Annotated in this window: 21 protein-coding genes; 5 read left to right on the forward strand and 16 right to left on the reverse strand. The window is 66.2% G+C overall.

Annotated features, from left to right (window positions below):
- The first annotated feature begins 99 nt into the window (after nucleotides 1-99).
- Nucleotides 100-1,593 (forward strand): aldehyde dehydrogenase, encoded by a 1,494-nt coding sequence (locus tag PVZ72_RS17340; protein ID WP_187980877.1) that lies wholly within the window; start codon nucleotides 100-102, stop codon nucleotides 1,591-1,593.
- 42 nt (nucleotides 1,594-1,635) lie between these two features.
- Here PVZ72_RS17340 and PVZ72_RS17345 read toward each other — a convergent pair whose 3' ends face one another.
- From PVZ72_RS17345 to PVZ72_RS17365, 5 genes are all read right to left on the reverse strand, one after another.
- A complete protein-coding gene (locus PVZ72_RS17345; RefSeq protein ID WP_273862573.1) occupies nucleotides 1,636-2,688 on the reverse strand; it encodes a hypothetical protein in 1,053 nt (350 codons plus the stop codon).
- Between the two features lie 257 nt (nucleotides 2,689-2,945).
- Nucleotides 2,946-3,551, reverse strand: a complete 606-nt coding sequence (locus PVZ72_RS17350) for a hypothetical protein (RefSeq protein ID WP_273862574.1) — start codon at nucleotides 3,549-3,551, stop codon at nucleotides 2,946-2,948.
- Between the two features lie 12 nt (nucleotides 3,552-3,563).
- Entirely contained in the window at nucleotides 3,564-4,058 is a 495-nt protein-coding gene (locus PVZ72_RS17355) for a hypothetical protein (protein ID WP_273862575.1), read from the reverse strand.
- A 598-nt stretch (nucleotides 4,059-4,656) separates the two neighbouring features.
- Nucleotides 4,657-5,277 (reverse strand): guanylate kinase, encoded by a 621-nt coding sequence (gene gmk, locus PVZ72_RS17360; protein ID WP_133860406.1) that lies wholly within the window; start codon nucleotides 5,275-5,277, stop codon nucleotides 4,657-4,659.
- 10 nt (nucleotides 5,278-5,287) lie between these two features.
- Nucleotides 5,288-6,148: a YicC/YloC family endoribonuclease gene (locus PVZ72_RS17365; RefSeq protein ID WP_273862577.1), complete on the reverse strand. Its 861-nt coding sequence runs from the start codon at nucleotides 6,146-6,148 to the stop codon at nucleotides 5,288-5,290.
- A gap of 172 nt (nucleotides 6,149-6,320) precedes the next feature.
- On the opposite strand from PVZ72_RS17365, the gene rph reads away from it, so the two are divergent.
- The 3 genes from rph to PVZ72_RS17380 all read left to right on the forward strand — a co-directional run bounded on the left by rph (nucleotide 6,321) and on the right by PVZ72_RS17380 (nucleotide 8,993).
- Complete coding sequence (gene rph, locus PVZ72_RS17370) at nucleotides 6,321-7,043, forward strand: ribonuclease PH (protein WP_158889688.1); 723 nt, start codon at nucleotides 6,321-6,323, stop codon at nucleotides 7,041-7,043.
- 10 nt (nucleotides 7,044-7,053) lie between these two features.
- Entirely contained in the window at nucleotides 7,054-7,416 is a 363-nt protein-coding gene (locus PVZ72_RS17375; protein ID WP_017639343.1) for a DUF4870 domain-containing protein, read from the forward strand.
- A gap of 284 nt (nucleotides 7,417-7,700) precedes the next feature.
- Nucleotides 7,701-8,993: a hypothetical protein gene (locus PVZ72_RS17380; protein ID WP_273862578.1), complete on the forward strand. Its 1,293-nt coding sequence runs from the start codon at nucleotides 7,701-7,703 to the stop codon at nucleotides 8,991-8,993.
- Between the two features lie 69 nt (nucleotides 8,994-9,062).
- Here PVZ72_RS17380 and garD read toward each other — a convergent pair whose 3' ends face one another.
- The 10 genes from garD to PVZ72_RS17430 form a co-directional block, all read right to left on the reverse strand.
- Nucleotides 9,063-10,619: a galactarate dehydratase gene (garD, locus tag PVZ72_RS17385; RefSeq protein WP_273862579.1), complete on the reverse strand. Its 1,557-nt coding sequence runs from the start codon at nucleotides 10,617-10,619 to the stop codon at nucleotides 9,063-9,065.
- A 21-nt stretch (nucleotides 10,620-10,640) separates the two neighbouring features.
- A complete protein-coding gene (locus tag PVZ72_RS17390; protein WP_187980870.1) occupies nucleotides 10,641-11,999 on the reverse strand; it encodes an MFS transporter in 1,359 nt (452 codons plus the stop codon).
- A 166-nt stretch (nucleotides 12,000-12,165) separates the two neighbouring features.
- Nucleotides 12,166-13,203: a LacI family DNA-binding transcriptional regulator gene (locus PVZ72_RS17395; protein ID WP_273862580.1), complete on the reverse strand. Its 1,038-nt coding sequence runs from the start codon at nucleotides 13,201-13,203 to the stop codon at nucleotides 12,166-12,168.
- Nucleotides 13,204-13,687: 484 nt separating this feature from the next.
- Nucleotides 13,688-14,728, reverse strand: a complete 1,041-nt coding sequence (locus PVZ72_RS17400) for a threonine aldolase family protein (RefSeq protein WP_187980869.1) — start codon at nucleotides 14,726-14,728, stop codon at nucleotides 13,688-13,690.
- Nucleotides 14,725-16,536, reverse strand: a complete 1,812-nt coding sequence (locus PVZ72_RS17405; RefSeq protein ID WP_273862581.1) for an aminopeptidase P family protein — start codon at nucleotides 16,534-16,536, stop codon at nucleotides 14,725-14,727. Before PVZ72_RS17405 ends, PVZ72_RS17400 begins: the two co-directional genes overlap by 4 nt.
- Nucleotides 16,537-16,656: 120 nt before the next feature.
- The gene (locus PVZ72_RS17410; protein WP_166655881.1) at nucleotides 16,657-16,827 is read right to left on the reverse strand and encodes a hypothetical protein; all 171 of its coding nucleotides are present in this window, start codon (nucleotides 16,825-16,827) and stop codon (nucleotides 16,657-16,659) included.
- Between the two features lie 118 nt (nucleotides 16,828-16,945).
- A complete protein-coding gene (locus PVZ72_RS17415; protein WP_218568699.1) occupies nucleotides 16,946-17,887 on the reverse strand; it encodes a LysR family transcriptional regulator in 942 nt (313 codons plus the stop codon).
- 220 nt (nucleotides 17,888-18,107) lie between these two features.
- The gene (locus PVZ72_RS17420; RefSeq protein WP_133860397.1) at nucleotides 18,108-21,161 is read right to left on the reverse strand and encodes an efflux RND transporter permease subunit; all 3,054 of its coding nucleotides are present in this window, start codon (nucleotides 21,159-21,161) and stop codon (nucleotides 18,108-18,110) included.
- On the reverse strand, nucleotides 21,158-22,228 hold the full coding sequence (locus PVZ72_RS17425; protein ID WP_133860396.1) for an efflux RND transporter periplasmic adaptor subunit: 1,071 nt from the start codon (nucleotides 22,226-22,228) through the stop codon (nucleotides 21,158-21,160). Before PVZ72_RS17425 ends, PVZ72_RS17420 begins: the two co-directional genes overlap by 4 nt.
- Entirely contained in the window at nucleotides 22,225-23,328 is a 1,104-nt protein-coding gene (locus PVZ72_RS17430) for an efflux RND transporter periplasmic adaptor subunit (protein WP_273862582.1), read from the reverse strand. The genes PVZ72_RS17425 and PVZ72_RS17430 overlap by 4 nt, the downstream gene beginning before the upstream one ends.
- A 307-nt stretch (nucleotides 23,329-23,635) precedes the next feature.
- Between PVZ72_RS17430 and PVZ72_RS17435 the strand changes: the two genes are divergently transcribed.
- Nucleotides 23,636-23,863, forward strand: a complete 228-nt coding sequence (locus PVZ72_RS17435; RefSeq protein WP_133860394.1) for a hypothetical protein — start codon at nucleotides 23,636-23,638, stop codon at nucleotides 23,861-23,863.
- Between the two features lie 124 nt (nucleotides 23,864-23,987).
- Here PVZ72_RS17435 and PVZ72_RS17440 read toward each other — a convergent pair whose 3' ends face one another.
- Entirely contained in the window at nucleotides 23,988-24,197 is a 210-nt protein-coding gene (locus PVZ72_RS17440) for a DUF1127 domain-containing protein (RefSeq protein ID WP_133860393.1), read from the reverse strand.
- Between the last annotated feature and the right edge of the window lie 176 nt (nucleotides 24,198-24,373).

Below are 24,373 nucleotides of genomic sequence, written 5' to 3' on the forward strand. Positions count from 1 at the left end.
CACGTTTCGACGCCCTTGGCGGCTAACTGTCAAATATATTGATAACCCTTCCGGGCCGGTTTAGGGTGGCTGCTCACCGCCATTAGCGAGGAGTCACCCATGAGCTTGCCCAGCCGCGCCGAGTGGGAGCAGCGCTTCCAAGGTCTCACCCTGGAAGGTCGCGCCTTCATCGACGGCGCCTATGTCGACGCCGCCGCCGGCGCCACCTTCGATTGCCTGAGTCCGGTGGACGGACGCTTCCTCGCCAAGGTCGCCAGCTGTGACGCCGCCGACGCCGACCTGGCCGTCGCCGCCGCCCGCGCCGCCTTCCAGAAGGGCACCTGGGCGCACCTGGCGCCGGCCCAGCGCAAGCGCGTGCTGATCCGCTTCGCCGACCTGCTGCTGGCCAACGCCGAAGAGCTGGCGCTGCTGGAAACCCTGGACATGGGCAAGCCCATTGGCGACTCCCTCAGGATCGACGTACCGGCATCGGCCAATGCCATCCGCTGGAGCGCCGAGGCCATCGACAAGCTCTACGACGAGGTCGCCCCCACGCCCCATGACCAGCTCGGCCTGGTCACCCGCGAGCCGGTTGGCGTGGTCGCCGCCGTGGTGCCCTGGAATTTCCCGCTGATGATGGCCTGCTGGAAACTCGGCCCGGCGCTGGCCACCGGTAACTCGGTGGTGCTCAAGCCCTCGGAGAAGTCGCCGCTGACCGCAATCCGCGTCGCCCAGCTGGCCCAGCAGGCGGGCATCCCCGCCGGCGTGTTCAACGTGCTGCCGGGCTACGGCCATGAGGTCGGCAAGGCCCTGGGCCTGCACCCGGACGTCGACACCATCGTCTTCACCGGCTCCACCCGGGTCGCCAAGCAGCTGCTGGCCTATTCCGGCGAATCCAACATGAAGCGCGTCTGGCTGGAAGCCGGCGGCAAGAGCCCCAACATCGTCTTCGCCGATGCCCCCGACCTCAAGGACGCCGCCGCGGCGGCCGCCAGCGGCATCGCCTTCAACCAGGGCGAGGTCTGCACCGCCGGCTCGCGCCTGCTGGTGGAGCGCTCCATCAAGGAGGAATTCCTGCCGCTGGTGGTCGAGGCCCTCAAGGGCTGGAAGCCCGGCCATGCGCTGGACCCCGAGACCAACGTCGGCGCCCTGGTGGACACCACCCAGCTGGAGACCGTGCTGCGCTACATCGAGGCCGGCCATGCCGAAGGCGCCACCCTGGTGGCCGGTGGCAAGCGCACCCTGGAAGAAACCGGCGGGGTCTATGTCGAGCCGACCATCTTCGACGGCGTGAGCAACGCCATGAAGATCGCCCGCGAAGAGATCTTCGGCCCGGTGCTTTCGGTGATCACCTTCGACACCGCCGAAGAAGCCGTGCAGATCGCCAACGACACCCAATACGGCCTGGCCGCCGCGGTCTGGACCCGCGACATCTCCAAGGCCCACAAGACCGCCCGCGCCCTGCGCGCCGGCAGCGTCTGGGTCAACCAGTACGACGGCGGCGACATGACCGCGCCCTTCGGCGGCTTCAAGCAGTCCGGCAACGGTCGCGACAAGTCCCTGCACGCCTTCGACAAGTACACCGAGCTCAAGGCCACCTGGATCAAGCTGTAAGCCCCATCAGGCTGATCCCGGCCGGGATCAGCCTGCAACCCTTCAGCGCTGCTGGATCGTCGCCTGGTTACCGAAGCCGCTCTGCGTGATGCGCGCCGTGGAACCGACCTGGTCGATCACCGCCGAATGGGCGTCGCCGGTCTGGCTGATGAAGGCACTGGCGCCGCTGAAGCTGTCGGGCACCGTGTCCTGGGTGATGGACGCCAGGTTGCCATTGCCCTGCTGCTGAATCTCCGCCTCCACCCGCACGCCGCTCTGGACGAAGCTCGCCTGGTTGGCATCGCCCGCGCTGGTGCCGGTGATCCGGGCTTCCAACCCGGTCTGGGTGGCGCTCAGCTCGTTGGCGTTACCCTGCTGGCTAAAGGTGATGTCGCTGAAGCCGGCACGCTGCGACAGCGTCGCCTGGTTCGCATTGCCCGTCTGCGTCAGCGCCAGGGCACTGCGATAACGACTGGTCAGCTGATCCGCCTGCACACTGTTGTCAGCGCCTTGCTGGCGCAAGGTGGCGCTGCCGCCGGCGAAGGACACGTTCTGCGTCAGCTGCACGGCGTTGCCGTTGCCGGTCTGCACCACCTCGGCCACCCCACCGCTGCGCTGCTCCACCGTCAGCCGGTTGCCATCGCCGGTAGTGGTCGCCCGCAGGTCGTTGCCGCCGAAACCCGCCTGGCGCACGCTATGGACGTTGAGATCGCCCGCCTGGCGCAGATAGGCGGAAGCCGCATTGCCGCGTTGCTCCAGCTCCAGGCTGTTGCCCGCGCCGCCGCCGATCTGGCTGAGGTCGGCGAAGTGGTTGCCGTCTTCCAGCTGGGTCACGGCGATCTGCTGATTACTGCCTTGCTGGACGATCTGCAGGCCGTTGCCGCTGGACGTCTGCTCGATCCGCGCCTGGGCACCGAAGGCCTGGCGCTGTTCCAGCGTCGTGCGATTGCCGTCGCCGCGCTGCAGCTGCTCGACGGTGTTGGCGCGCCCGTCGCTCTGATTCAGGGTGGCCTGGTTGTCATTACCGGTCTGAGTGAGGGTGATGCTCTGCTCGACGGCGAATGCTGGCGCTGCGAGGCTAGCGAGCAGCGCCGCCAGCAAGGTAGGGGTCTTCATGACGGCGTTCCGCTCCAGTGGAATCTACCAAGGGCAGGACGACTGACCGCGACCCCGGCCAGATGGCGGAATCGACCGTACTGCAAGGAGGGCGCCGCGCACGGACGGCCCGTGCTGAGTGTGATCAGCTAGGCATTCACTGCCATCCATCCAAAGAGCGGTTTTGACGAGCGTTGGCGGCGGACGGCCTGGGTACTCGACCAGCCGCCGCTTGGACGGCCAAGGCCGGGTTGCCATGACCCGGCCTTGGCGCAGGCCTAGCGATAGACGTGGTAGGTGGCGTATCGGCTCACCTCCACGCTGCCGCTCCAGCTGCTGACCACCCGCTTGGAATCCCAGTCGTACCAGTGCATCCCGGGTGGGTTGCCGATGCCGCGCGAACAACTGCCGGTGCGGACCCAGGCACCGCGGAACTTGCCGCTCTTCCAGCGCCGTTCCACCACCTGAATGGGTTGCGCCCGATAGCCCGGTTCTATCCTCACGCCCCAGGTGAAGGCGGTACTCATCGAGCGATCCTGCTTGTAGCTGCCATCGACGCCAAGGATGCTCAGGTACTTGCCGATGAAGGGCAGCTTCTCCCCGTTGAGCTTGACCCCTACCGACCAGCCGTAGCTAGAGGTCTTGGTCTCGCCCCAGGTATAGGTACAGTCGATGGTCCCGGTGCTCGAGCAGCGGAAGATCGGTCCACGCCAGATCCAGTCCTCCCAGGTCTTGGCGGCCTGCTGGGTGGAAAAGGCCCGGGAACCGTCACCCAGGATGACGGGCTCGGTGTGATCGGTGAAACACTCGCCCGCCTGCACCAGACCGGTCGAAAGAATGAAGCCGAGCGCCCCGACCAGGGTGGATTTCACGAAGGTGTTCATGGCTTTGGTCCCTCAAAGTCCGAAGACGTTTTCGATGGTGTTGCTCGCCTGGTCCTGCTTGTTGCTCTGGGCCTTGCTCGCGGACAGGGCATCGGCGCGCGCGGGCCGATCGACGGGGGTTATCAGCAGGCCAGTGTCCTTCTCCGGCTTCTTCACCATCAGGGCATCCGCCTCGACGGTCATGCCCAGCGCCAGGGCCGCGTTCTCACTGGCGAGGTGCTGACCGGGCTGATTGTCGAAGATCACGCGCTTGCCTTGATCGAGGGCGTTGTTGATCTCCTTCTTGACGTTGCCGTCGACCTGCACATTGGGCCCGACCACCAGATAGTCGTATTCACCACCCGTGACGATCTTGGTGTCTTCCGCCTTCAATCTATTGAGGACGAATCCGGTATTGCCCAGCACCTTGAGCCGCAAGTAAGGGCCCGTACTCAAAGACTCTGCTGCTTGGGCGGTAGTCCCCAACAGCGTTGCCAACATCAGCGTAGCCACAGGTTTAAAGTTCATGTCGAACGCTCCTATTACGACAGTCATGTCACAACTGAAAGTCCTATTGAAATATCGAAATCTCCCGCGAAACCCTCAACCACGCGGCTCCGGCAGCTTGCGCGGACAGCAGGAAGCCGTTTACCGAAGTCAGCTCCGATAATTGTTTTCCTGACAGTGCTCAGGCAGCCAGACAACCGCTAGCAGCAACGACCTTGATATCCAGGTGCCCGCCATCGGCACAAGGGCAACTTCGCTAGCCGTCCAGAAAAAGCCTAGCCAAAGTTTCTTTAAACAAATAGCAACGATTGGCGATCCAGCGAAAGAGATCAGCCACAAGTAGCAGGCTGTTGTTTTAGTCTTTTTATATAGGCATATAAAAAGCGGCCTTACATTCAAGTAGAGCCAGTGATCGTCAAAGGGTGGTCAATCTTGTTTGTGTAAAACCAGATAAATAACGCGACTGCCAAAACATCGACAGCCGTCGCCGGCCCGAGGCGACGCCCAGGAAAAATGTAACCAGATATTTCACTACTGAAGGACCAGTCGAATGCCCGGTCCGGAAGCCACCCGGTGCAGCCAGGCCCACGCCCTGAGGACGTGAGCCGTAATACGGGTATCAGCCCAGCAGATCCACCAGCAGGTCATCGTGGCGGCGCTGCTGGCGATCCAGGCGCAGCTGGCGGGTGCGGAAGATCGACTTGAGGTCTTCCAGGGCGCTGGCGAAATCGTCGTTGATGATCAGGTAGTCGTATTCGACATAGTGGCTCATCTCGCTCACCGCCTCGCGCATGCGGCGTTCGATGATTTCGGCGCTGTCCTGGCCGCGATTGTCCAGGCGCTGGCGCAGGGCGGCCTGGCTCGGCGGCAGGATGAAGATCGACTGGGCGTGGGGCAGCTTGCGGCGGACCTGCTGGGCGCCCTGCCAGTCGATTTCCAGGATCAGGTCGTGACCTTCGGCGAGGTCACGTTCCAGGGCAGCCTGGGAGGTACCGTAATAGTTGCCGAATACCTCGGCGTGTTCGAGGAAGTCGCCGTGCTCGAGCAGGTTGGTAAAGGTCGCGCAATCGACGAAGTGGTAGTTCACCCCGTCGGTTTCACCCGGGCGCATGGCGCGGGTGGTGTGGGAGACCGACAAGCGGATGTCGGGCAGGGCGTCCAGCAAGGCCTTGACCAGGCTGGTCTTGCCGGCGCCGGAGGGCGCGGAAACGATGTAGAGGGTGCCGGGAAGGGCTGTCATGAAGGTCCGCCTATTCGATGTTCTGCACTTGCTCACGCATCTGTTCGATGAGCACCTTGAGATTGATGGCCGCCTGAGAGGCACGGGCGTCGATGGCCTTGGAACCCAGGGTATTGGCCTCGCGATTGAGCTCCTGCATGAGGAAATCCAGCCGCCGTCCGGCCGCGCCGCTGCCCGCGAGGACCCGCCGCACCTCGGCCACATGGGTCTCCAGCCGATCCAGCTCCTCGGCCACGTCGCTCTTCTGCGCCAGCAGTACCAGCTCCTGCTCCAGCCGTGACGGTTCGAACTCGACGCCTGCCTCGGCGCAGCGCTCGAGGATACGGCGCCGCTGCAGGGCCAGCAGTTCGGGCAGCAGCGCGCGCAGCGTCGCCATCTCCGCCAGCACCTGGGCCAGGCGCTCCTCGATCAGTCGCGCCAGTTCGCGCCCCTCGCGCTGCCGGCCGTCGAGCAATTCATCCAGCGCCGCCTCGAACAGCGCCAGGGTCTGGGCCTTGAGTTCGGCGCCATCCACCTCGGCGCCCGCCAGCACCCCGGGCCAGGCCAGCACGGCCAGGGGGTCGAGCTTGGCCGGACGCGCGATCAGCGCGGCGATGTCTTCGGCAGCGGCCACCAGCTGCGCGGCCCGGCGGGCATCGATGCGCAAAGCCACGCTCTCGTCGCGTTCCTCGCGCAGCACGCACTCCAGCTTGCCCCGCGACAGGCGCCGGCGCAGCGCCTCGCGCACGCCGGATTCCAGATCGCGAAAGGTCTCCGGCAGCCGCAGGTGGGGCTCCAGGTAGCGATGATTGACCGAGCGCAACTCCCAGCTCAGGGTGCCCTGGGGTCCTGGCCGCTCGACCCGGGCGAACGCCGTCATGCTGTGCACCATGGCAGGATCCTCGTCTGACGATGCGCGGATCTGGGGCGATCCCGAGCGACCACGCATGTAAAACGCACGATTCTAGCGCACCTGATCGGAGCGACCCAATGCATCCGTGTCGCATGAGCAGGACGCTCTCTATACTATGGGTCTGATATCTACGCCTTACAGGAAGCCCGCAATGAAGCGTCCCAGTGGCCGCGCCGCCGATCAGCTGCGCCCCATCCGCATCACCCGTCAGTACACCAAGCACGCCGAGGGTTCGGTTCTGGTGGAGTTCGGCGATACCAAGGTGATCTGCACCGCCAGCGTCGAGGCCGGGGTGCCGCGCTTTCTCAAGGGCAAGGGCCAGGGCTGGCTCACCGCCGAATACGGCATGCTGCCGCGCGCGACCGGCGAGCGGAATCAGCGTGAAGCCGCCAAGGGCAAGCAGGGCGGTCGGACCCTGGAGATCCAGCGGCTGATCGGTCGGTCGCTGCGCGCCGCCGTCGACCTGTCCAAGCTGGGCGAGAACACCATCTACATCGACTGCGACGTCATCCAGGCCGACGGCGGTACCCGCACCGCCTCGGTGACCGGTGCCTGCGTGGCCCTGGTCGACGCCCTGGGCGCACTCAAGCGCCGTGGCAGCCTCAAGGGCAATCCGCTCAAGCAGATGGTGGCCGCCATCTCCGTGGGCATCTACCAGGGCACCCCGGTGCTCGACCTGGACTACCTGGAAGACTCCGCCGCCGAGACCGATCTCAACGTGATCATGACCGATGCCGGTGGCTTCATCGAGGTGCAGGGCACCGCCGAAGGCGCGCCCTTCCAGCCGGCCGAACTCAACGCCATGCTCGAACTGGCCCAGGGTGGCCTACGCGACCTGTTCGAGCTCCAGCAAGCCGCCCTGCGCGGCGAGTAAGGAAGCCCTCATGCACGATCTCGTCCCCGCCCCCAGCGCCGAAGCCCGGCGCTGGGCCATGCTCTGCCACTACGCCGCCTTCCTGGGCTTCGTGGTGCCCTTCATCGGTAACGTGATAGGTCCGCTGGTGGTCTGGCAGTTCAAGCGCGAGGACGACCCCTTCATCGACCGGCAGGGCAAGGAGGCGCTGAACTTCCAGCTCACCGTCACCCTGCTGCACATGATCTGCTGGCTGCTGGTGTGGGTGCTGATCGGTTTTCCGCTGATGCTGCTGGTGGCCTGCGTGGCCTTCGTGCTGACGGTGATCGCCGGCATCAAGGCCAACCAGGGCCGCGACTACCGCTACCCCCTGACCTGGCGGATGGTCAATTAGCGGGCTTTTTGTGGCCTGCTTCTGATATCCGCGTTGAGGATTTCCAGTCGGCCCGGCGTCGTTTGACAGGCGCCGGAAGCCCTCCGCTATCATCCCTTCGGCTTACTTCTCACGCCCTCGCCGCGACCGGCTTCGGTAGTCGCTGGCGGTAGCGTGCCCGCCTATGCGCTTTTGCGTCAGCAGTCCGTCGATAACGCCAAGGTGGCGTGCCCCGACGGTCCTCGCTTCTTACGTCAGGACTGGTGGCCTCCGGCGCCATCGGCATCAAGACAGGGATGATCATCATGTCGGTTGCAACCGCCACCCCCTCCCCCTTCCAGCGTGTGCTCGAATGGCGCTATTCCACCCTCATGGTGTGGACGGCCATCGGTCTGCTGGTGGTCGAGACCTTTTCCGGCTTTCTGCGCTATGCCCTGGACATGGTCGGCGCCTCGGCGTTGGTCTATCTGCCCAAGATCGCCTGTCTGGCGCTGTTCGCCCTGCAGGTGGCGACGGTCAAGCTGCCCCGGGTGATCTGGGTCGGCCTGTTCGCCGGGCTGGCCTATGCCGCCCTCGCCCTGCTGCATGGCGGGACCTTCAACAACGTGCTGTTCTCGCTGTTCGTCTACAGCCCGCTGCTGTTCGGTCTGGTCTGCGGCCGCGAATTGCTCAAGCAGCGCCGCCTGCTGGGCCGCGCCATGTTCCTGCTGCTGCTCGCCAGCCTGGTCGGCATCGCTCTGGACAAGTACACCTCGGTGCCCTGGAAAGGCTACAGCTACAACCTCGGCGGCAACGACATCGCCGGCAATACCCAGTGGGTCGCCGGTGAAGAGGACCGGATCGCCGGCTTCGCCCGGGTCTCCAACGTGCTGGCGGCGCTGATCGCGGTCTACTGCCTGTTCCTCGCGCAATTCGCCCGCTCCAGGACGCTCTGGCTGGTGGTCGCCCTGGTCGGCTTCTTCGGCATCCTGCTCACCACCAGCAAGGCGCCGGCAGCGGCCTTCGCCTTTACCCTGGCGCTGATGATGACCCGCCGCTTCCAGTGGCCGACCTATGCGCTGATCCTGCTGGCGGTGGTGGGTGGCATGCTGCTGCCGGTGCTGAGCCTGATCCGCGACTTCGATCCCCTGGTGGTGATGAGCGACAGCGGCCTGGCCTCCTTCTACGATCGCCTGGTCAACACCTGGCCGAATGTCGTCGCGGAAATGAGCCGCCATGGCTGGACCGTGGAAGGTGCCGGCTTCGGCCTGTTCGGCAGCTCCATGGCCGCCTTCCCCGTGCCGGGGATCGACCTCTTCGTCACCAGCGACAGCAGCGTGGTCTATCTCTGGTGCGTGTTCGGCGTGGTCGGCATCCTCGGCTATGCCATGCAGCTGCCGGTGTTCATCCGCCTGCACACCGCGCCCGACCGCCTCAGCCACACCCTGCTGGCCATCGCCTTCTGCCTCTGCCTGATCGGCTGGACCACCGACCTCTTCGATATCGGCGTCGGCAATCTCTTCGTCGGCATCATCCTCGGCTACGTGCTGATGCGTGATCCGGAAGACGAAAACCAGCCAAGCCTGCGACCGATCAGCGGCAGCGCCCTGACCGATTGAGCCGCGCAGCGCGGCAATGAAAAAGGGCCGACCCCGCGAGGGATCGGCCCTTTTTCATTGCCGCATAGATCAGGTCACCGGAGCCGGATTGAACAGCGCCAGGTCGTTGTGCAGACGATGGCGCTCGGCCCAGGTCTGGCGGCGGCCGCTGGCCACGTCCAGATAGCACTGGAAGATCTCCCAGCCCATCTCCTCCAGCGACAGCCGCCCACTCACCACTCGACCGGCATCGATATCGATCAGGTCCGGCCAGCGCTCGGCCAGCTGGGTGCGGGTCGAGACCTTGATCACCGGCACCATGGACAGCCCGTAGGGGGTGCCGCGACCGGTGGTGAAGATGTGCAGGTTCATGCCCGCGGCCAGTTGCAGGGTGCCGCAGATGAAGTCACTGGCCGGGGTGGCAGCGAAGTACAGGCCCTTGCCGCGGATCTTCTCGCCGGGTGCGATGACCCCGGCGATGGGGCTGGTACCCGACTTGGCGATCGACCCCATGGCCTTTTCGACGATATTGTTCAGCCCGCCCTTCTTGTTACCAGGGGTGGTATTGGCACTGCGATCGGCCATGCCCCGTTCCAGGTAGCGGTCGTACCAGTCCATCTCGCGGATCAGGGCATCGGCCACCTCGGGGGTGGCGGCGCGCGGGGTCAGCAGGTGGATGCCGTCGCGCACCTCGGTGTTCTCGGAAAACATCACGGTGGCGCCGGCGCGCACCAGCAGATCGGCGGCCACGCCCAGGGCCGGGTTGGCGGTGATGCCGGAGAAGGCGTCGCTGCCGCCGCACTGCATGCCCACCACCAGCTCGGAAGCCGGCACCGTCTCGCGGCGGCGCCCATTGAGCACCTCCAGACGCGCCTCGATCAGCCCCAGGATCTGCTCGACCATGCCGGCGAAGCCGTTGGCCGAATCCTGCAGGCGGAACAGCCACTCCTCTTCGTTCTGCCCGGCGGTGAGCTCATCGCCCGGCATCAGCTGGCTGGCCTGCAGCTTCTCGCAGCCCAGGCCGATGACCAGCGCCTGGCCGCCGAAGTTGGGGTTGCGGCTGATGTTGTGCAGGGTGCGGATGGGGATCACCGCATCCGGGGCGTTGATGGCCACCCCGCAGCCATAGCTGTGGGACAGCGGCACCACGTCGTCGACGTTGGGGTAGCGCGGCAGGAGCTCCTTGCGTACCCGCTCCACGCAGTGGTCCAGCACCCCTACCACGCACTGTACGGTGGTGGTCACCGCCAGGATGTTGCGGGTGCCGACGCTGCCGTCCGGATTGCGGAAACCCTCGAAGGTGTAGCCTTCCAGGGGTTCGCCGACCTGGCCGGGCGCGGTGGCCTTGGGCAGGTTGTCCAGCGCCGGTGGCTCCGGCATGCGCAGCAGGGCTTCGGTGATCCAGCTGCCGGAGGGAACGTCCTGCAGGGCGTAGCCGATGACCTCGCCGTAGCGCACCACCTCGGCGCCCTCCGCAAGATCCACCAGGGAGACCTTGTGGCTCTGGGGAATGGCCTCGACGGTGGTCAGGCCATCGGCGAAGGCGGTGCCGGCGGCCACGCCGGGTTCGTTGACCACCACCCCGACGTTGTCCTGGGGGTGGAGCTTGATGTAGCGCGGCGAATCACGGTGATCGATCAGGTTCATATTCTTATCCTCTGCCGGGGCTCAGGCCCGGGCCGGGTCAGGCTGGGTCGCGCCCAGGATCTCGCCGTCGGCGGTCCGCAGCTCGACGCGCTGGATGCGACCGACGATGAACAGGTAGCTGAACACGGCCACCAGGGCATTGGCCCCGACATAGACCAGCGCCCACTTGAAGGAGCCGGTGGCGGCGATGAGGTAGCCGATGACGATGGGGGTGGTGATGGAAGCCAGGTTGCCGAAGGTATTGAACAGGCCACCGGAGAGCCCGGCGATCTGCTTGGGCGAGGTATCCGCCACCACCGCCCAGCCCAAGGCGCCGATGCCCTTGCCGAAGAAGGCCAGGGTCATGAAGCCCACCACCATCCAGTCGGCGTCGACATAGTTGCAGAAGATCATGCTGGTGGAGAGCAGCAGGCCGCAGACGATGGGCAGCTTGCGGGCGAAGGTCAGGGAGTGGCCGCGGCGTAGCAGGTAGTCGGAGATCACCCCGCCGAGCACCCCGCCGATGAAGCCGCAGATCGCCGGCAGCGAGGCGATGAAACCGGCCTTGAGGATGGTCATGCCGCGCTCCTGCACCAGGTACACCGGGAACCAGGTCAGGAAGAAATAGGTGATGGCGTTGATGCAGTACTGGCCGAGGTAGACGCCCAGCATCATGCGGTTGGTCAGCAACTGGGTGATGTAGTGCCACTTGGGCCCGCCATCGCGCTGGCGGGCGCTGTTGTCCATGTCCACCAGGCCGCCGTTGTCGCGGATGTGCGCCAGCTCCGCGGCGTTGATGCGCGGATGCTCCTTGGGATTGTGGATGTACTTCAGCCAGACCCCGGAGAAGAGGATGCCCAGGACGCCCATGATGACGAAGACGTGCTCCCAGCCGAAGTGAAAGACGATGCCGCCCATGATCGGCGCGAACAGCGCGGTGGCGAAATACTGCGCCGAGTTGAAGATCGCCGAGGCGGTACCGCGCTCGGCGGTGGGGAACCAGGCGGCGACGATGCGCGCGTTGCCCGGGAAGGACGGCGCCTCGGCCAGCCCGACCAGGAATCTCAGCATGAACAGGGTGGTGACCGCCCAGGCCACCGGCAGGCCGCCGACCAGCCCCTGCAACAGGGTGAAGAACGACCAGAAGAAGATGCTGCCGGCATAGACCTTCTTCGAACCGAAGCGATCCAGCAGCCAGCCGCCGGGAATCTGCCCGGCCACATAGGCCCAGCCGAAGGCGGAGAAGATATAGCCGAGGGTCACGGCGCTGATGCCGAGGTCTTTCTGCAGGCTGGAGCCGGCGATGGCGATGGTGGCGCGATCGGCGTAGTTGATGGTGGTCACGACGAACAGCATCAACAGGATCAGGTAGCGCACCCGGGTCGGTCTTGTGGCATCCATGGGGATCCCTCTTGCGTGATTGTTTTTATTGAAGGCGCGGACCCTAGGATGATTGCGCAATCATATCTTGATGCGACAATCGGTCTCAGTCCTTGCGTTTGCCCAAGACTAAGCCATGATTGCGCAACCATACAAGTACGACGTCTAACAAGATCAGGACCGGCGGTCAGGTCGTGGCGCGGTCGATGATATGGAAACCGGTGTCGATGCGCACTGCCTCCCGGCCCTGGTCGCCCTCGTTGAAACGCTGCAGCAGTGCCTCGGCCGCCAGGGTGCCCATGCGATCGCCCTCGACACTCACCGACGACAGCGCCGGGTGCATCTGGGCGGCGCTGGAAAGATTGCCGAAGCCCAGCACCGCCAGGTCCTTGGGCAGGCGCAGCCCGCGACTGGCGGCTTCCGCCATGACGCCCTGGGCGACGGTATCCGAACTGCAGACCACCACGTCGAAGGCCTCGTCACGGGCCAGCAACTGGCGCAGGCCAGCCCGCCCGGACTCCACCAGCGCGGGAGCTGGCAGGATCTCCAGCGGCGGTTCCGCCACGCCCAGCTCGGCCAGCCGTGCCACCAGGCTGCGACAGCGGCGCAGGGCGCGGGGGTCATCCACCGAGACCACGGCGAAGCGCCGATAGCCGCGGGCGTGCAGATGCTCGGCCTGGGCCCGACCAACGGCTTCATGGGAAAAGCCCACCTGCATGTCCAGCGGGTCTTCGCCCAGGTCCCAGGACTCCACCACCGGGATGCCGGCCTGGGCCAGGCGCTGGCGACTGGCGGCGGTATGCAGGGTACCGGTCAAGACGATGCCATCGGGCTTGCGCCCCAGCACCGCGGCCAGCAGCTGCTCTTCCTGTTCGGCGCTGTAGCCGGTCAGGCCCAGCAGGGTCTGGTAACCGGCCTGGGACAGCCGCGCCATCAGCGCCTGGACGGTCTCGGCGAAGATGGAGTGGACGATGGTCGGCACGAACAGCGCCACCAGGCGACTGCGATTGGAGGCCAGACCGCCGGCCAGCAGATTGGGCACGTAGCCGGTAGCCTGCACCGCCGCCAGCACCTTCTCGCGCGCCGCCTCGCTGACGATCTCCGGTCGATTCAGCGCCCGCGAGACGGTGATCGGCGACACCCCGGCGACCCGGGCCACGTCGATCAGCGTGGGGGCGGCGGGATTGACCGAGGCAGTAAGGACTTTGCTGGACTTCTTGGCCATGGATCGCTGGAGACGGGAAAGAGATCGGCCATGGTAACGGTTGGGGCGGGCGGCGTCCCCGGAGAACACCGTAGCGTGGAAAACCGCGCAGCGTTTTCCACCGCGAGCCGCCGTAGGTTGGGTTGAGCGCAGCGAAGCCCAACATGACTTCGGGGAGCCGCCCATGTCGGGCTTCGACGATAGCGCCGTCTCAACCCAACCTACGGCAAGTAGCGTGGAAAACGGCGTAGCCTTTTCCACTGGAACAGGGTGGCGAGGGACACCCTCACCCCAGCCCTCTCCCAGGGGGAGAGGGCGTCAGCCGAGCAGGCGTTCAGCGCCATCCGCCCTGGCCAGAGCGCGATCGATCGTCGGGCCCGTCCCATCGGCGCACCGCCACGGCTGCGACAATCCCCGTGCCAGAGCTGATCGCGGCCGTGGCGGTCCGCCGATGCGGCCGCTCCTACAGGCTATCTGGCTGCTGTAGGAGCGGCCGCGATACGCCCTACCCGCCCATCGCCGTCCGAATATCCGCCGCCAGCTCAAGCACCCGAGCTTCCTCGGTGTCCCAGGAGCACATGAAACGCGCCCCGCCGCTGCCGATGAAGGTGTAGAAGCGCCAACCGCGGTTGCGCAGGAATTCCAGCGCCGGTTCCGAGAGCTGCAGGAATACCGAGTTGGCTTCCACCGGGAACATGAAGTCCACGCCGGGCACGTCGCGCACGCGCTCGGCGAGCAGCTGGGCCATGGCGTTGGCATGGCGGGCGTGGCGCAGCCAGGTGTCGTTTTCCAGCACGCCGAGCCAGGGCGCGGAGAGAAATCTCATCTTGGACGCCAGCTGGCCAGCCTGCTTGCAGCGGTACTCGAAGTCCTCGGCCAGGTCGCGATTGAAGAAGAGGATGGCCTCGCCCACCGCCATGCCGCTCTTGGTACCGCCAAAGCAGAGCACGTCGACGCCGGCCTTCCAGGTCACCTCGGCCGGCGTACAGCCCAGGCCGGCCACGGCGTTGGAAAAGCGCGAGCCGTCCATGTGCAGGTGCAGGCCGAGGTCGTGGCAGGTGGCGCTGATGGCCTGCAGTTCGTTGAGGCCATAGAGGGTGCCCACCTCGGTGGCCTGGGTAACGGTCACCGCGCGCGGCTTGGGAAAGTGGATGTCGGCGCGCTTGGTGGCGATCTGCTGGATAGCGCCCGGCGTCAGCTTGCCCTGATGGGCCGGCGCCAGCAGCAGCTTGGAGCCGTTGGAAAAGAACTCCGGCGCGCCGCATTCGTCGGTCTCGACGTGGGCGGTGTCGGAGCAGATCACGCTGTGGTAGCTCTGGCACAGCGCCGCCAGGGCCAGGGAGTTGGCCGCGGTGCCGTTGAAGGCGAAGAACACCTCGCAGTCGGTCTCGAACAGCTGGCGAAAGCGATCGGCGGCGCGCGCCGTCCAGGTGTCGTTGCCGTAGGCGGTCTCGTGGCCGACGTTGGCCGCGGCCATGGCGGCCCAGGCTTCCGGGCAGATGCCGGAATAGTTGTCACTGGCGAATTGCTGGGCGTTGCTGCTCATCGGGCAGTCCTCGCGACGGGTTCGGTACGGGCCAGCAGCCAGTCGCGCGCGGCGCCCTCGACCAGCGGCAGCACGCGACGGCGGACCTCGGCGTGATAGCCATCCAGCCAGTCCAGCTCGTCGCTGCGCAGCAGCGCCAGATCCAGGCAGCGGGTGTCCAGCGGACAGAGGGTCAGGGTCTCGAAGGCCAGGAAATCGCCGAATTCGGTGGTTTCCGCGCGGGTGCACAGCAGCAGGTTTTCCAGCCGCACGCCCCACTGGCCGGGCCGATAGATGCCCGGTTCGTTGGAGGTGATCATGCCCTCGCGCAGGACATGGTGCGGGGTGACCGTGGCATAGAAGGAAATCGACTGCGGCCCCTCGTGCACATTGAGGAAATAGCCCACGCCATGCCCGGTGCCGTGGCCGTAGTCGATGCCGGCGGCCCAGATCGGCTCGCGCGCCAGGGCATCGAGCATGGGTGCGGCGACGCCGGCCGGGAAGCGCGCTCGCGACAGCGCCAGCATGCCCTTGAGCACCAGGGTGAAGTCGCGGCGCTGGGCGGCGCTGGGGGTGCCGATGGGCACCACCCGGGTGATGTCGGTGGTGCCGCCCAGGTACTGGCCGCCGCTGTCGATCAGCAGCAGGCCGTCGCCCTGGAGCTCGGCATGGGCCTCCTCGGTGGCGCGGTAATGCGGCAGGGCGCCGCCGGCATTGAAGCCGGCGATGGTGGCGAAGCTCAGGGAGACGAAATTCGGCCGGGCGGCGCGGGCTTCGCTCAGCCAGTCGTCCACGGTCAGCTCGGTGAGGCGCTCGCCGCGGGCCAGGGCCGCCTCGAAGCGGGCAAAGAAGACGCACAGCGCCGCGCCATCCTCTTCCATGGCGGTCCGCACCTGGGCCACTTCCGCGGCGGTCTTGCAGGCCTTGAGCAGGGTCGAGGGATTGATCTGCTCGCGCCGCTCGACGCCCTGGGGCGCGGCCTCGGCCAGCCCCAGGGTAACCCGCGCCGGGTCCACCAGCAGGCGACTACCAGCCGGCAGGCTGGCCAGCTCGGTGGCGGCCTGGTGGTAGTCGGCCAGGGTCACGCCGTCCGCCTCCAGGGCCGCGCGGAGCTCGGCCGGCACCTTGGCCGGATCGATGAACAGCTGGCAGCTGTCCTGACTCAGCAGCAGATGGGCGAGGAACACCGGGTTGTAGGGCACATCCGCGCCGCGCAGGTTGAGCAGCCAGGCGATGTCGTCCAGCGAAGAGATGAAATGCCAGGCGGTGTCGGCCTCGACCATTGCTTGGCGCACCTGGGCGAGCTTGGCGCTGCGCGGCTGGGGCGCATGGGGCGCCGCATGGGCGTAGATAGGCGCGGCCGGCAGCGCGGGGCGCCCGGTCCAGATCGTCGCCAGGGGATCGAGGTCGGTCCGCAGCTGGATACCCTTGGGTTCCAGTGCCCGGCGCAGGGCCGCCGCGGCGCCGAGCGACAGCACCTGGCCGTCCACCAGTACCGTGCCACCCGCGGGCACCTGCTCGGCCAGCCACTGCAGGTGGGCCTGGGGCTGGCTGGCGACCTGCTTCATAAGGTCGATGCCACTGTCCGCCAACTCCTGGGTGGCCTGCTCCCAGTAGCGGCTGTCGGTCCAGACGCCAGCGGCCTGGTGCGTCACCAGCAGCAGCCCGGCGGAGCCGGTGAAACCGGACAGCCAGGCACGGCCCTGCCAGTGTTCCGGCAGGTATTCGGACAGATGGGGATCGGCGCTGGGGATCAGGCAGGCATCGGCGCCCTGTTCGGCCAGGAAGGCCCGCAGGTCGGCAAGTCGTTGAGCGGAAATGGCGGTCATGAGCACCTCGACAAGGTCAGGGGCTCAGTGTGCCGCAGATATAAAAAAGCCGCACCCGAAGGGTGCGGCGGAGAAAGACCAAAGGAGCAAAGAGGGGTGGTCTTTCGAAAACGGAGCGGCTCAGCGACGCGCGTCGGCGGCGGGAGCGGCTTGATCACTGTAGTGCTGCATGGCGGCATGATTCTGATCGACCAGCTTGTATCTCAGGCTGGGATTGTCGTCGGCAGCGGCGAACTGGGCGGCGGTCAGGGTGGCAAGGGTCAGCACCAGGGCGGACAGAGAACGTTTCATGGCGAACTCCTAAAAGGTCGTGTTCATCGGGGTACAGGACCATTCTAGGTAAAGAACGCAGCCTAATAAATAGCATGCTAACTAAATCACTGTTACAAAACCTGCAACAAGCTCGGCCCTAGTCCTTGGCCCAGTAGCGCTGATCTTCCAGCACCCGGTTCTCCAGCTGCAGGCGCTCGGGCAATTCTTCCTTGAGGAAGTCGATCCAGGTCTTGATCTTGGCATCGAGAAAGCGCCGCGAGGGATAGAGCGCATGGATATTGCGCTCGCGCAGGCGGAAGTTGGGCAGCAGCCGTACCAGACTGCCATCGCGCAGGTAGTTGACCGCGATGTAGCTGGGCAGCAGGCAGATGCCCATGCCCTGGCGGGCCACGCTGGCCAGGGCCTCGGCGACGTTGACCTGGAAGACATAGCGCGGCGCGACCTGCTGCTCGCCGTCTTCGCCGGCGAAGACCCAGCGTTCGGAGAAGTTCGGATCCATCAGGCGCAGGCAGTCGTGCTCGGCGAGATCGGCGGGCACCTTGGGTGCCGGACGCTGCGCCAGGTAGCTGGGCGCCGCGCAGACCACGCTGTAGACACCGCCGAGACGCTGGGCGACGAAATCCGAATCGGCCAGTTCGGTGTCCAGGGTGATGGCGATGTCATGCCCATCCTCCAGCAGCGCCGGATGGTTCTGCGAGAGCGTCATGACGATCTCGACATGGGGATAGCGCGCGCAGAAGCGTGACACCAGGGGCGCCAGCAGTTGAGTGCCGAGGCCGGTCATGGAATGCAGGCGCAGATGGCCATGGGGCTTGAGATGGGCGCCGCTGGCTTCGGCCTCGGCCTCGCCGACATCCTGCAGGATGCGTCGGCAGCGTTCGAGGTAGCGTTCACCCGCCTCGGTCAGCGCCAGGCGCCGGGTGGTGCGGTGCAGCAGGCGGGTCTGCAGGTGGCTTTCCAGTTCCGCCAGCAGGCGCGACACCTGGGCGGTAGACAGAGCGAGGGTGTGAGCGGCAGCCGTGAGACTGCCCAGATCCACCACCCGGACGAAGATGCGCATGCCTTGGAAAATATCCATTATTGCCTTTTTCGCAATGGAGTTTCGTCAAGCCGTCACTTTATTGAAAAAGTCGCACGCACGATAGTGGTGCGGTGAGCCGCTGTGGATTCGACATTCTGACCGCGCGAATCCTTCCCTCCGGCAGTGGCTCCTTGGATAGCTCCTTGCGGCCTTCTGGCAGATGTCTCCTCTGGAGACCTCCGCCAGAGGGCCGTTTTTTTTTGCCCTACCGTTTCGCTCATCGTTCCTCACGCCCCGGCTCGCGAATGCGATAGCTGGCGATGTACAGCGCCGGCAGGAACAGCAGCGTCAACAGGGTCGCCGCGACGATGCCGCCGATCATGGCGTAGGCCATCGGCCCCCAGAACACCTCGCGGGCGATGGGAATCATGCCCAGGCTGGCCGCCGCGGCGGTCAGCAGGATCGGCCGGCGCCGGTGCCGGGTGGCTTCCACCACGGCGTCCCAGGGCGAGCGACCGTCACGCTCGAAGGCGTCGATCTGGGTCACCAGGATCACCGAGTTGCGGATGATGATGCCGATCAGCGCCAGTACCCCGAGGATGGCGACGAAGCCCAGCGGCTGGCCGAAGGGGATCAAGCCCAGCACCACGCCGATCAGCCCGAGGGGCGCCACGCTCGCCACCAGGAACAGCTTGCGGATACTGTGCAGCTGGATCATCAGGAAGGTGGCCATGAGGAACAGCATCAGCGGCACCACCTCGGCGATCGGGCCCTGGGCCTTGCTGCTCTCCTCCACCGTGCCGCCTACCGCCACCTGATAACGCGGCGGCAGCTTGGCGATGAAGGCATCCACGTCCGGCTGCAGCTGCTTGACCAGATCCGGCGCCTGGATCTCGCTGAGGATCGAGGCCTTGAGGGTGATGGTGGGCAGCCGATCGCGGCGCCATACCAGCGGCTGCTCCAGGGCGTAGTCGATACGGGCGAAGGCCTTGAGCGGCACCGCGACGCCCTGGGGCGTCATGATCTGCAGATTCTCCAGGGTTTCCACCGAGCGCCGCTCGGCCTCACTGGCCCGCGCCACCACGTTGACCAGGTAGATGTCGTCGCGTACCTGGGTCACCGGGGTACCGGTCACCACGCCATTGAGGATCTGCGCCACGTCCTGGGACGAGAAGCCCAGCTGCCGCGCCTTGTCCTGGTTGACCTCGACCTTGAGCATCCGCGCCGGCTCGTTCCAGTCGTAGAGGAAGTCCCCCAGCTGGGGACTCTTGCCCAGCACGCTGGCCAGCGCCAGGGCCTGGCGGCGTACCTCGGCGACGTCGGGGCCACTGATGCGGTACTGGATCGGCCGGCCCACCGGCGGACCCATCTCCAGCGGCTGGACGTAGCCGGACAGGCCGACGAAGTCCTGGCGCAGCCGCTGCTTGAGCTTGGGCAGCAGGCGATTGCGCGCCTCCAGGTCCTTGGCCACCAGGATCACCTGGCCATAGAAGGGATTCTCCAGCTGCTGGTCCAGCGGCAGATAGAAGCGCACCGCGCCCTGGCCGACATAGGAACTCCAGTGGGCCACGTCCGGATCGTCGGCCAGGGTCTTCTCGAATCTGTCCATCTGCGCGCGAGTGGCGTCGAGGGAGGCGTTCTGCGGCAGGTTGAAGTCGATCAGCAGTTCGGGTCGATCCGAGGACGGGAAGAACTGGTTCTGCACGAACTTCATCGAGAACAGCGCCGCGGCGAACAGCAGCACCGTGAGGAGGATGGTCAGCCAGCGGTGGCGCATGGCGCCCAGCAGCAGACCGTCGGACCAGCGTGCCAGGCGGCCGGGCTGGTCGTGGTCCTTCTGCTTCACCTTCTTCGGCAGGATGTGCACGCCGATCACCGGCGAAAAGAACACCGCGACGATCCAGGACAGGAGCAGCGCCACCGCGATCACCGCGAACAGAGTGAAGGTGTACTGGCCGGCGCTGCTGGAATTGAGCCCGATGGGCACGAAGCCGGCTACCGTCACCAGGGTGCCGGTGAGCATGGGAAAGGCGGTCGACTCGTAGGCGAAGGTCGCCGAGCGGTGCAGCGACTCGCCCTCCTCGCGCTTGGTCACCATCATCTCCACGGTGATCATGGCGTCGTCCACCAGCAGACCGAGGGCGATGATCAGGGCGCCCAGGGAGATTCGCTGCATGGTGATGCCGCTGTACTCCATGAAGACGAACACCAACGCCAGGGTCAGGGGGATCGACAGCGCCACCACCAGGCCGGCGCGCACGCCGAGACTGATGAAGCTCACCACCAGTACGATGATGACCGCCTCGAACAGCGCCCGGGTAAAGCCGCCGACGGCCTTTTCCACCACCTGCGCCTGGTTGGAGACCACGTGCACGCCGATGCCCACCGGCAGGTCGGCCGTCAGCTCCTGCATCTTCTCGGTAAGCGCCTTGCCAAAGGTCTGGATATTGCCGCCGCTGCTCATGGCGATGGCCAGGCCGATGGCCGGCTGGCCGTTGTAGCGAAACAGCGAACTGGGCGGATCGGCGTAGCCGCTGCGGATGTCGGCCAGGTCGGTGAGCCGATAGAAGCGGTCGTCGATGCGCAGATTGACGGCGGCCAGATCGGCGGTGGAGCGGAATTCGCCACTGGTGCGCACGCTGATGCGCTCGGCGCCGGATTCGATGGTGCCCGAGGGGGTCACCGCATTCTGCTGTTGCAGACTCTGCATCACCTGGCGCTGATCGATGCCCAGGGCCGCCAGCTTGCGGGTGGAGAAGTCCAGGTAGATGACCTCGTTCTCCGCGCCGATCAGCTGCACCTTGCCGATGCCGGGCACGCTGCGAATCTCGCGGCGCACCTGCTCCACCTGGTCGCGCAGCTGGCGCATGCTGAAGCCGTCGCCGGTGAAGGCATAGATGCTGCCGAAGACGTCGCCGAATTCGTCGTTGAAGGCCGGTCCCTGGATGCCCTGGGGGAATTCGCCCTGGATGTCCGAGACCTTCTTGCGCACCTGGTACCAGATGTCGGGAATCGCCTTGGCCGGCGTGGTGTCGCGCAGATAGACGAACACCGTGGACTGCCCCGGCCGGGTAAAGCTCTTGGTGTAGTCGAGGGAATCCAGCTCTTCGAGCTTCTTTTCCACCCGCTCGGTGACCTGGCGCAGGGTCTCTTCGGTGGTCGCCCCCGGCCAGCGGGTCTGGATGACCATGGTCTTGATGGCAAAGGACGGATCTTCCTCGCGCCCCAGCTTCATGTAGGAGAAGACGCCCATCAGCAGGGCGACGAACATCAGGTACCAGACAAAGGATTGGTGGCGCAGCGCCCAGTCCGACAGGTTGAAGCCTTTCATGGCCGAGCGCCCTCCTGATCCTTCACCCGCTGTCCCTCCTCGAGACTGTTCACTCCTGCCGTCACCACCCGCTCACCTACCTTCAGGCCCTTGCCGATCCACGCCAGACCAGCGGCCTCGCGCAGCACCTCGACCGGACGCTGGCGTACCTGCGCCTGCTCGCCCTGGCCTTCCACCACCCACACCGAGGCCCGGCCATCCTGACGCCGCAGCGCCTGGGTCGGCAGCGGCAGGCCCGCGGCCGGTGGCGACTCCAGCTCGCCCTGCACCAGGCTGCCGATGCGCAGCGCGGCCGGCGGCTCGTCCAGGGTCAGGCGTACCCGCCGGGTGCGGGTGGTGGCATCGGCCTGGGGCTCGATCTCGCGCACCCGGCCCTGCACCGCCACCTCGGGATCCAGGGCCATGCGCACGGTCAGGACACGTCCCGGGGTCAGCTGGCCGATGGCCTGGGCCGGCAGATCCAGGACCGCCTCGCGAACATCCGGCCGGGCGACCCGCACCACCGGCTGACCGGCGGAGACCACCTGGCCGACCTCGGCCTGCCAGGCGGTGATCACCCCGTCGAAATCACTCTGGAGTTCGGCATAGTTGCGCTGGTCGCGGGCCTGGCGCTCGGCACTCTGGGCCTGCTCGCGGGAGGCTTCCAGGGTGTGCAGCCGGGTCAGCGCCTGGTCCAGCTGGGAGCGCGAGCCGACCCCCTGGTCGAACAGCTGCTGCTGGCGCCGCGCATCGTTGCGCGCATCACGCCACTGGGCTTCGGCATCGGCGGTCTGGCCCTGGCGACTGCGCAGGGCGTTGTCCTGATCGGTGGGATCCAGCGCCGCCAGCAACTGGCCACGCCGCACCGGCTGACCCACGTCCAGCAGCCGGCGGGTCATGCGGCCGCCGACGCGAAAGCCCAGCACGCTCTCGTAGCGCGCCTGGATGCTGCCGGCGAAGACCTCGCGCCCGGGCGGCGGGGCACTGAGGGTCAGGGTCGCCACCGGCCGGATCGGCGGCGGCGGGGCCTCGTCGTCGGAACAGCCGGCCAGGACCAGCAGCAGGCAGAGCGGCAGCAACGGCTTCATGGCCGCACCTCGTTGAAGGCGGAGCGCTCGGCAAGCTCGACCTTCTGCCCGGGACTGAGCGCCTGGCCACCGGCGACCACGATGCGGTCACCGGCCTTGAGCCCGTCGCTGACGATGATGCTGTCACGGGTATAGCGCTCGATGCGCAGCGGCTGCAGGCTGACCCGGCCATCGTCATTGAGGCGCCAGGCGGCGGGTTGATCGGTGGTGCCATTCAGCGCCGTCCAGGGCAGGGCGAAGCCCTGCTCGGCCACGCCCTCCAGCTGGGCGTTGACCACCGCGCCCAGGGTCATGGCCGCTGGCGGTCGATCGAGTTGCACCTTGATGCGCACCGTGCCGCTACTGGCCACCGTCGGCGCGATCTCGCGCAGGATGCCCTGGGTCGTGATCGCCGGTTGCGCCTGCAGGACGACGGGCAGGGTCTGACCGACCTTGAGTTCGCGGGCCAGGGATTCGTAGAGATCGAAGACGGCGTCGAGCTCGCCACTCACTGCCAGATCGAAGATCGCCGCCCCGGCCTGGACGACCTGCCCGGCTTCGGCATGGCGGGCGGTCAGTACTCCGGCGGCACTGGCGCGCAGCTCGGTATAGCCGAGCTGCTTGCGCGCATCGTCGCGCTGGGCCATGGCGGTCTGCAGGGCGCTGCGCGCACCGTCGAGGGTGGCCTGGGCCTGGTCGTACTGGCTGCGACTGGTGTAGCCCTTGGGCAGCAGCGCGGCCTGGCGCTCGAAATCGACGCGGGCCAGGCGCGTGCGGGCTTCCTGGGCCTCCACCTGGGCCTGGGCGGCGGCCAGGTTGTTGCGCAGATCCTGGGGGTCCAGCCGGGCCAGCACCTGGCCCTCGCGCACGCGATCACCGACGTCCGCCAGCCGCTCGCTGATCTTGCCACTCACCCGAAAACCGAGCGGCGCCTGGACGCGCGCCTGGATGTCTCCGGTAAAGGGGATGCGCTGGCTGTCCCGTATCGGACTCAGCTGCGCCACCACCACCCGTGCCCGTTCCTCGGTGGGAGGTTGCTCCTGGGAGCAGCCCGGTAACAGCGTTACCAGGGTCAGAGCAGCCGTTACCTGGCAGAGGCGAGCAAGGCGGAGAGCCCTCATGATTGTCCTTGTTGGTGGAAGAGGCGCGATCTGCGAACTGACCACGCGCGTCGCAGTGGGTTCGTCTGACGAATTGTCAGGTGCCTGAGGCCACTTGGGAAGCGCTACACCGAGGGTCAGGTGCAAACGCCCGCTGCCGGAGCGGCCACTCGCCCACAAATGTTCACAAATGCCCTGGAACCCGGCATTCCGGGCGGCAGTCAACTGATATGTGCGCTGTGGACCTGTCCGTCTGCAGCTGATGCCCGACGCCCTTGCGGTGCGGGCCCTATCAGATTCACAGGTTCATTTCGACGAGGCCGAACTCATGAAAAAGCTGCTGATCACCTCTACCGCTGCTGTGATGCTGTCGATGGCCACGGGTGTCTTCGCGGCCGATGCTTCCAAGAGCGCCACGGCCGTCAATGGCGCCGCCACCACCGAGGTGCCGGGCAAGACTACCGTCAAGGGGGGTGCCGACGGCGCTGCCGAGGTGCCCTTCAAGAGCGACAAGCCCAACAAGGTCGACGCCCGCAACCAGAACAACATGCAGTAACCGCCCACCCCGGCGGTAACGAAAAGCCCCGGCATGCCGGGGCTTTTTGCTGTTTGCCGTACAGACGGCGGACAAAACAAACCCCGCCGGAGCGGGGTCTGTGGAAACTGTGCAGCGGCCGGGCTTAGCGCCAGAACGGCTTGTGCATTTCCTGGTAGCGCTGGGCCTCGGTGATACCGGCGTCAGCCAGCATACGGGTATCCAGACGGGCCAGTTCATTGCGGCTGGCGATGCGACGCTGCCAGGTGGACAGGGTGGAGATAACGCGCAGGGCAGCGGGAACACGGGTGCTGGGCTTGGCGTTGTACAGCGAGGAACTGAAGGTGCGTTCCATGGTGGCTTTCCTTCCCGCTTGTGACGGGTACTGGTCATCGAATGGCGCCATTGTCTCGCCGGACGAGTGCTACCACCAGTAACAGTACAGGGAAAGGTTCGCGGATCACCTCGCACACAATTGCAACTGTACTGCTGCAATTTGGGTCATTCTGTAACGTATTGCACCATTGCAGT

Source organism: Pseudomonas sp. LA5 (assembly GCF_028640825.1).
Lineage (GTDB): Bacteria > Pseudomonadota > Gammaproteobacteria > Pseudomonadales > Pseudomonadaceae > Chryseomonas > Chryseomonas aestiva.

Coding starts and splice junctions, on each gene's coding strand:
- PVZ72_RS17340 (WP_187980877.1), top strand. CDS start 100: ATGAGCTTGCCCAGCCGCGCCGAGTGGGAGCAGCGCTTCCAAGGTCTC.
- PVZ72_RS17345 (WP_273862573.1), bottom strand. CDS start 2,688: ATGAAGACCCCTACCTTGCTGGCGGCGCTGCTCGCTAGCCTCGCAGCG.
- PVZ72_RS17350 (WP_273862574.1), bottom strand. CDS start 3,551: ATGAACACCTTCGTGAAATCCACCCTGGTCGGGGCGCTCGGCTTCATT.
- PVZ72_RS17355 (WP_273862575.1), bottom strand. CDS start 4,058: ATGAACTTTAAACCTGTGGCTACGCTGATGTTGGCAACGCTGTTGGGG.
- gmk (WP_133860406.1), bottom strand. CDS start 5,277: ATGACAGCCCTTCCCGGCACCCTCTACATCGTTTCCGCGCCCTCCGGC.
- PVZ72_RS17365 (WP_273862577.1), bottom strand. CDS start 6,148: ATGGTGCACAGCATGACGGCGTTCGCCCGGGTCGAGCGGCCAGGACCC.
- rph (WP_158889688.1), top strand. CDS start 6,321: ATGAAGCGTCCCAGTGGCCGCGCCGCCGATCAGCTGCGCCCCATCCGC.
- PVZ72_RS17375 (WP_017639343.1), top strand. CDS start 7,054: ATGCACGATCTCGTCCCCGCCCCCAGCGCCGAAGCCCGGCGCTGGGCC.
- PVZ72_RS17380 (WP_273862578.1), top strand. CDS start 7,701: ATGTCGGTTGCAACCGCCACCCCCTCCCCCTTCCAGCGTGTGCTCGAA.
- garD (WP_273862579.1), bottom strand. CDS start 10,619: ATGAACCTGATCGATCACCGTGATTCGCCGCGCTACATCAAGCTCCAC.
- PVZ72_RS17390 (WP_187980870.1), bottom strand. CDS start 11,999: ATGGATGCCACAAGACCGACCCGGGTGCGCTACCTGATCCTGTTGATG.
- PVZ72_RS17395 (WP_273862580.1), bottom strand. CDS start 13,203: ATGGCCAAGAAGTCCAGCAAAGTCCTTACTGCCTCGGTCAATCCCGCC.
- PVZ72_RS17400 (WP_187980869.1), bottom strand. CDS start 14,728: ATGAGCAGCAACGCCCAGCAATTCGCCAGTGACAACTATTCCGGCATC.
- PVZ72_RS17405 (WP_273862581.1), bottom strand. CDS start 16,536: ATGACCGCCATTTCCGCTCAACGACTTGCCGACCTGCGGGCCTTCCTG.
- PVZ72_RS17410 (WP_166655881.1), bottom strand. CDS start 16,827: ATGAAACGTTCTCTGTCCGCCCTGGTGCTGACCCTTGCCACCCTGACC.
- PVZ72_RS17415 (WP_218568699.1), bottom strand. CDS start 17,887: ATGGATATTTTCCAAGGCATGCGCATCTTCGTCCGGGTGGTGGATCTG.
- PVZ72_RS17420 (WP_133860397.1), bottom strand. CDS start 21,161: ATGAAAGGCTTCAACCTGTCGGACTGGGCGCTGCGCCACCAATCCTTT.
- PVZ72_RS17425 (WP_133860396.1), bottom strand. CDS start 22,228: ATGAAGCCGTTGCTGCCGCTCTGCCTGCTGCTGGTCCTGGCCGGCTGT.
- PVZ72_RS17430 (WP_273862582.1), bottom strand. CDS start 23,328: ATGAGGGCTCTCCGCCTTGCTCGCCTCTGCCAGGTAACGGCTGCTCTG.
- PVZ72_RS17435 (WP_133860394.1), top strand. CDS start 23,636: ATGAAAAAGCTGCTGATCACCTCTACCGCTGCTGTGATGCTGTCGATG.
- PVZ72_RS17440 (WP_133860393.1), bottom strand. CDS start 24,197: ATGGAACGCACCTTCAGTTCCTCGCTGTACAACGCCAAGCCCAGCACC.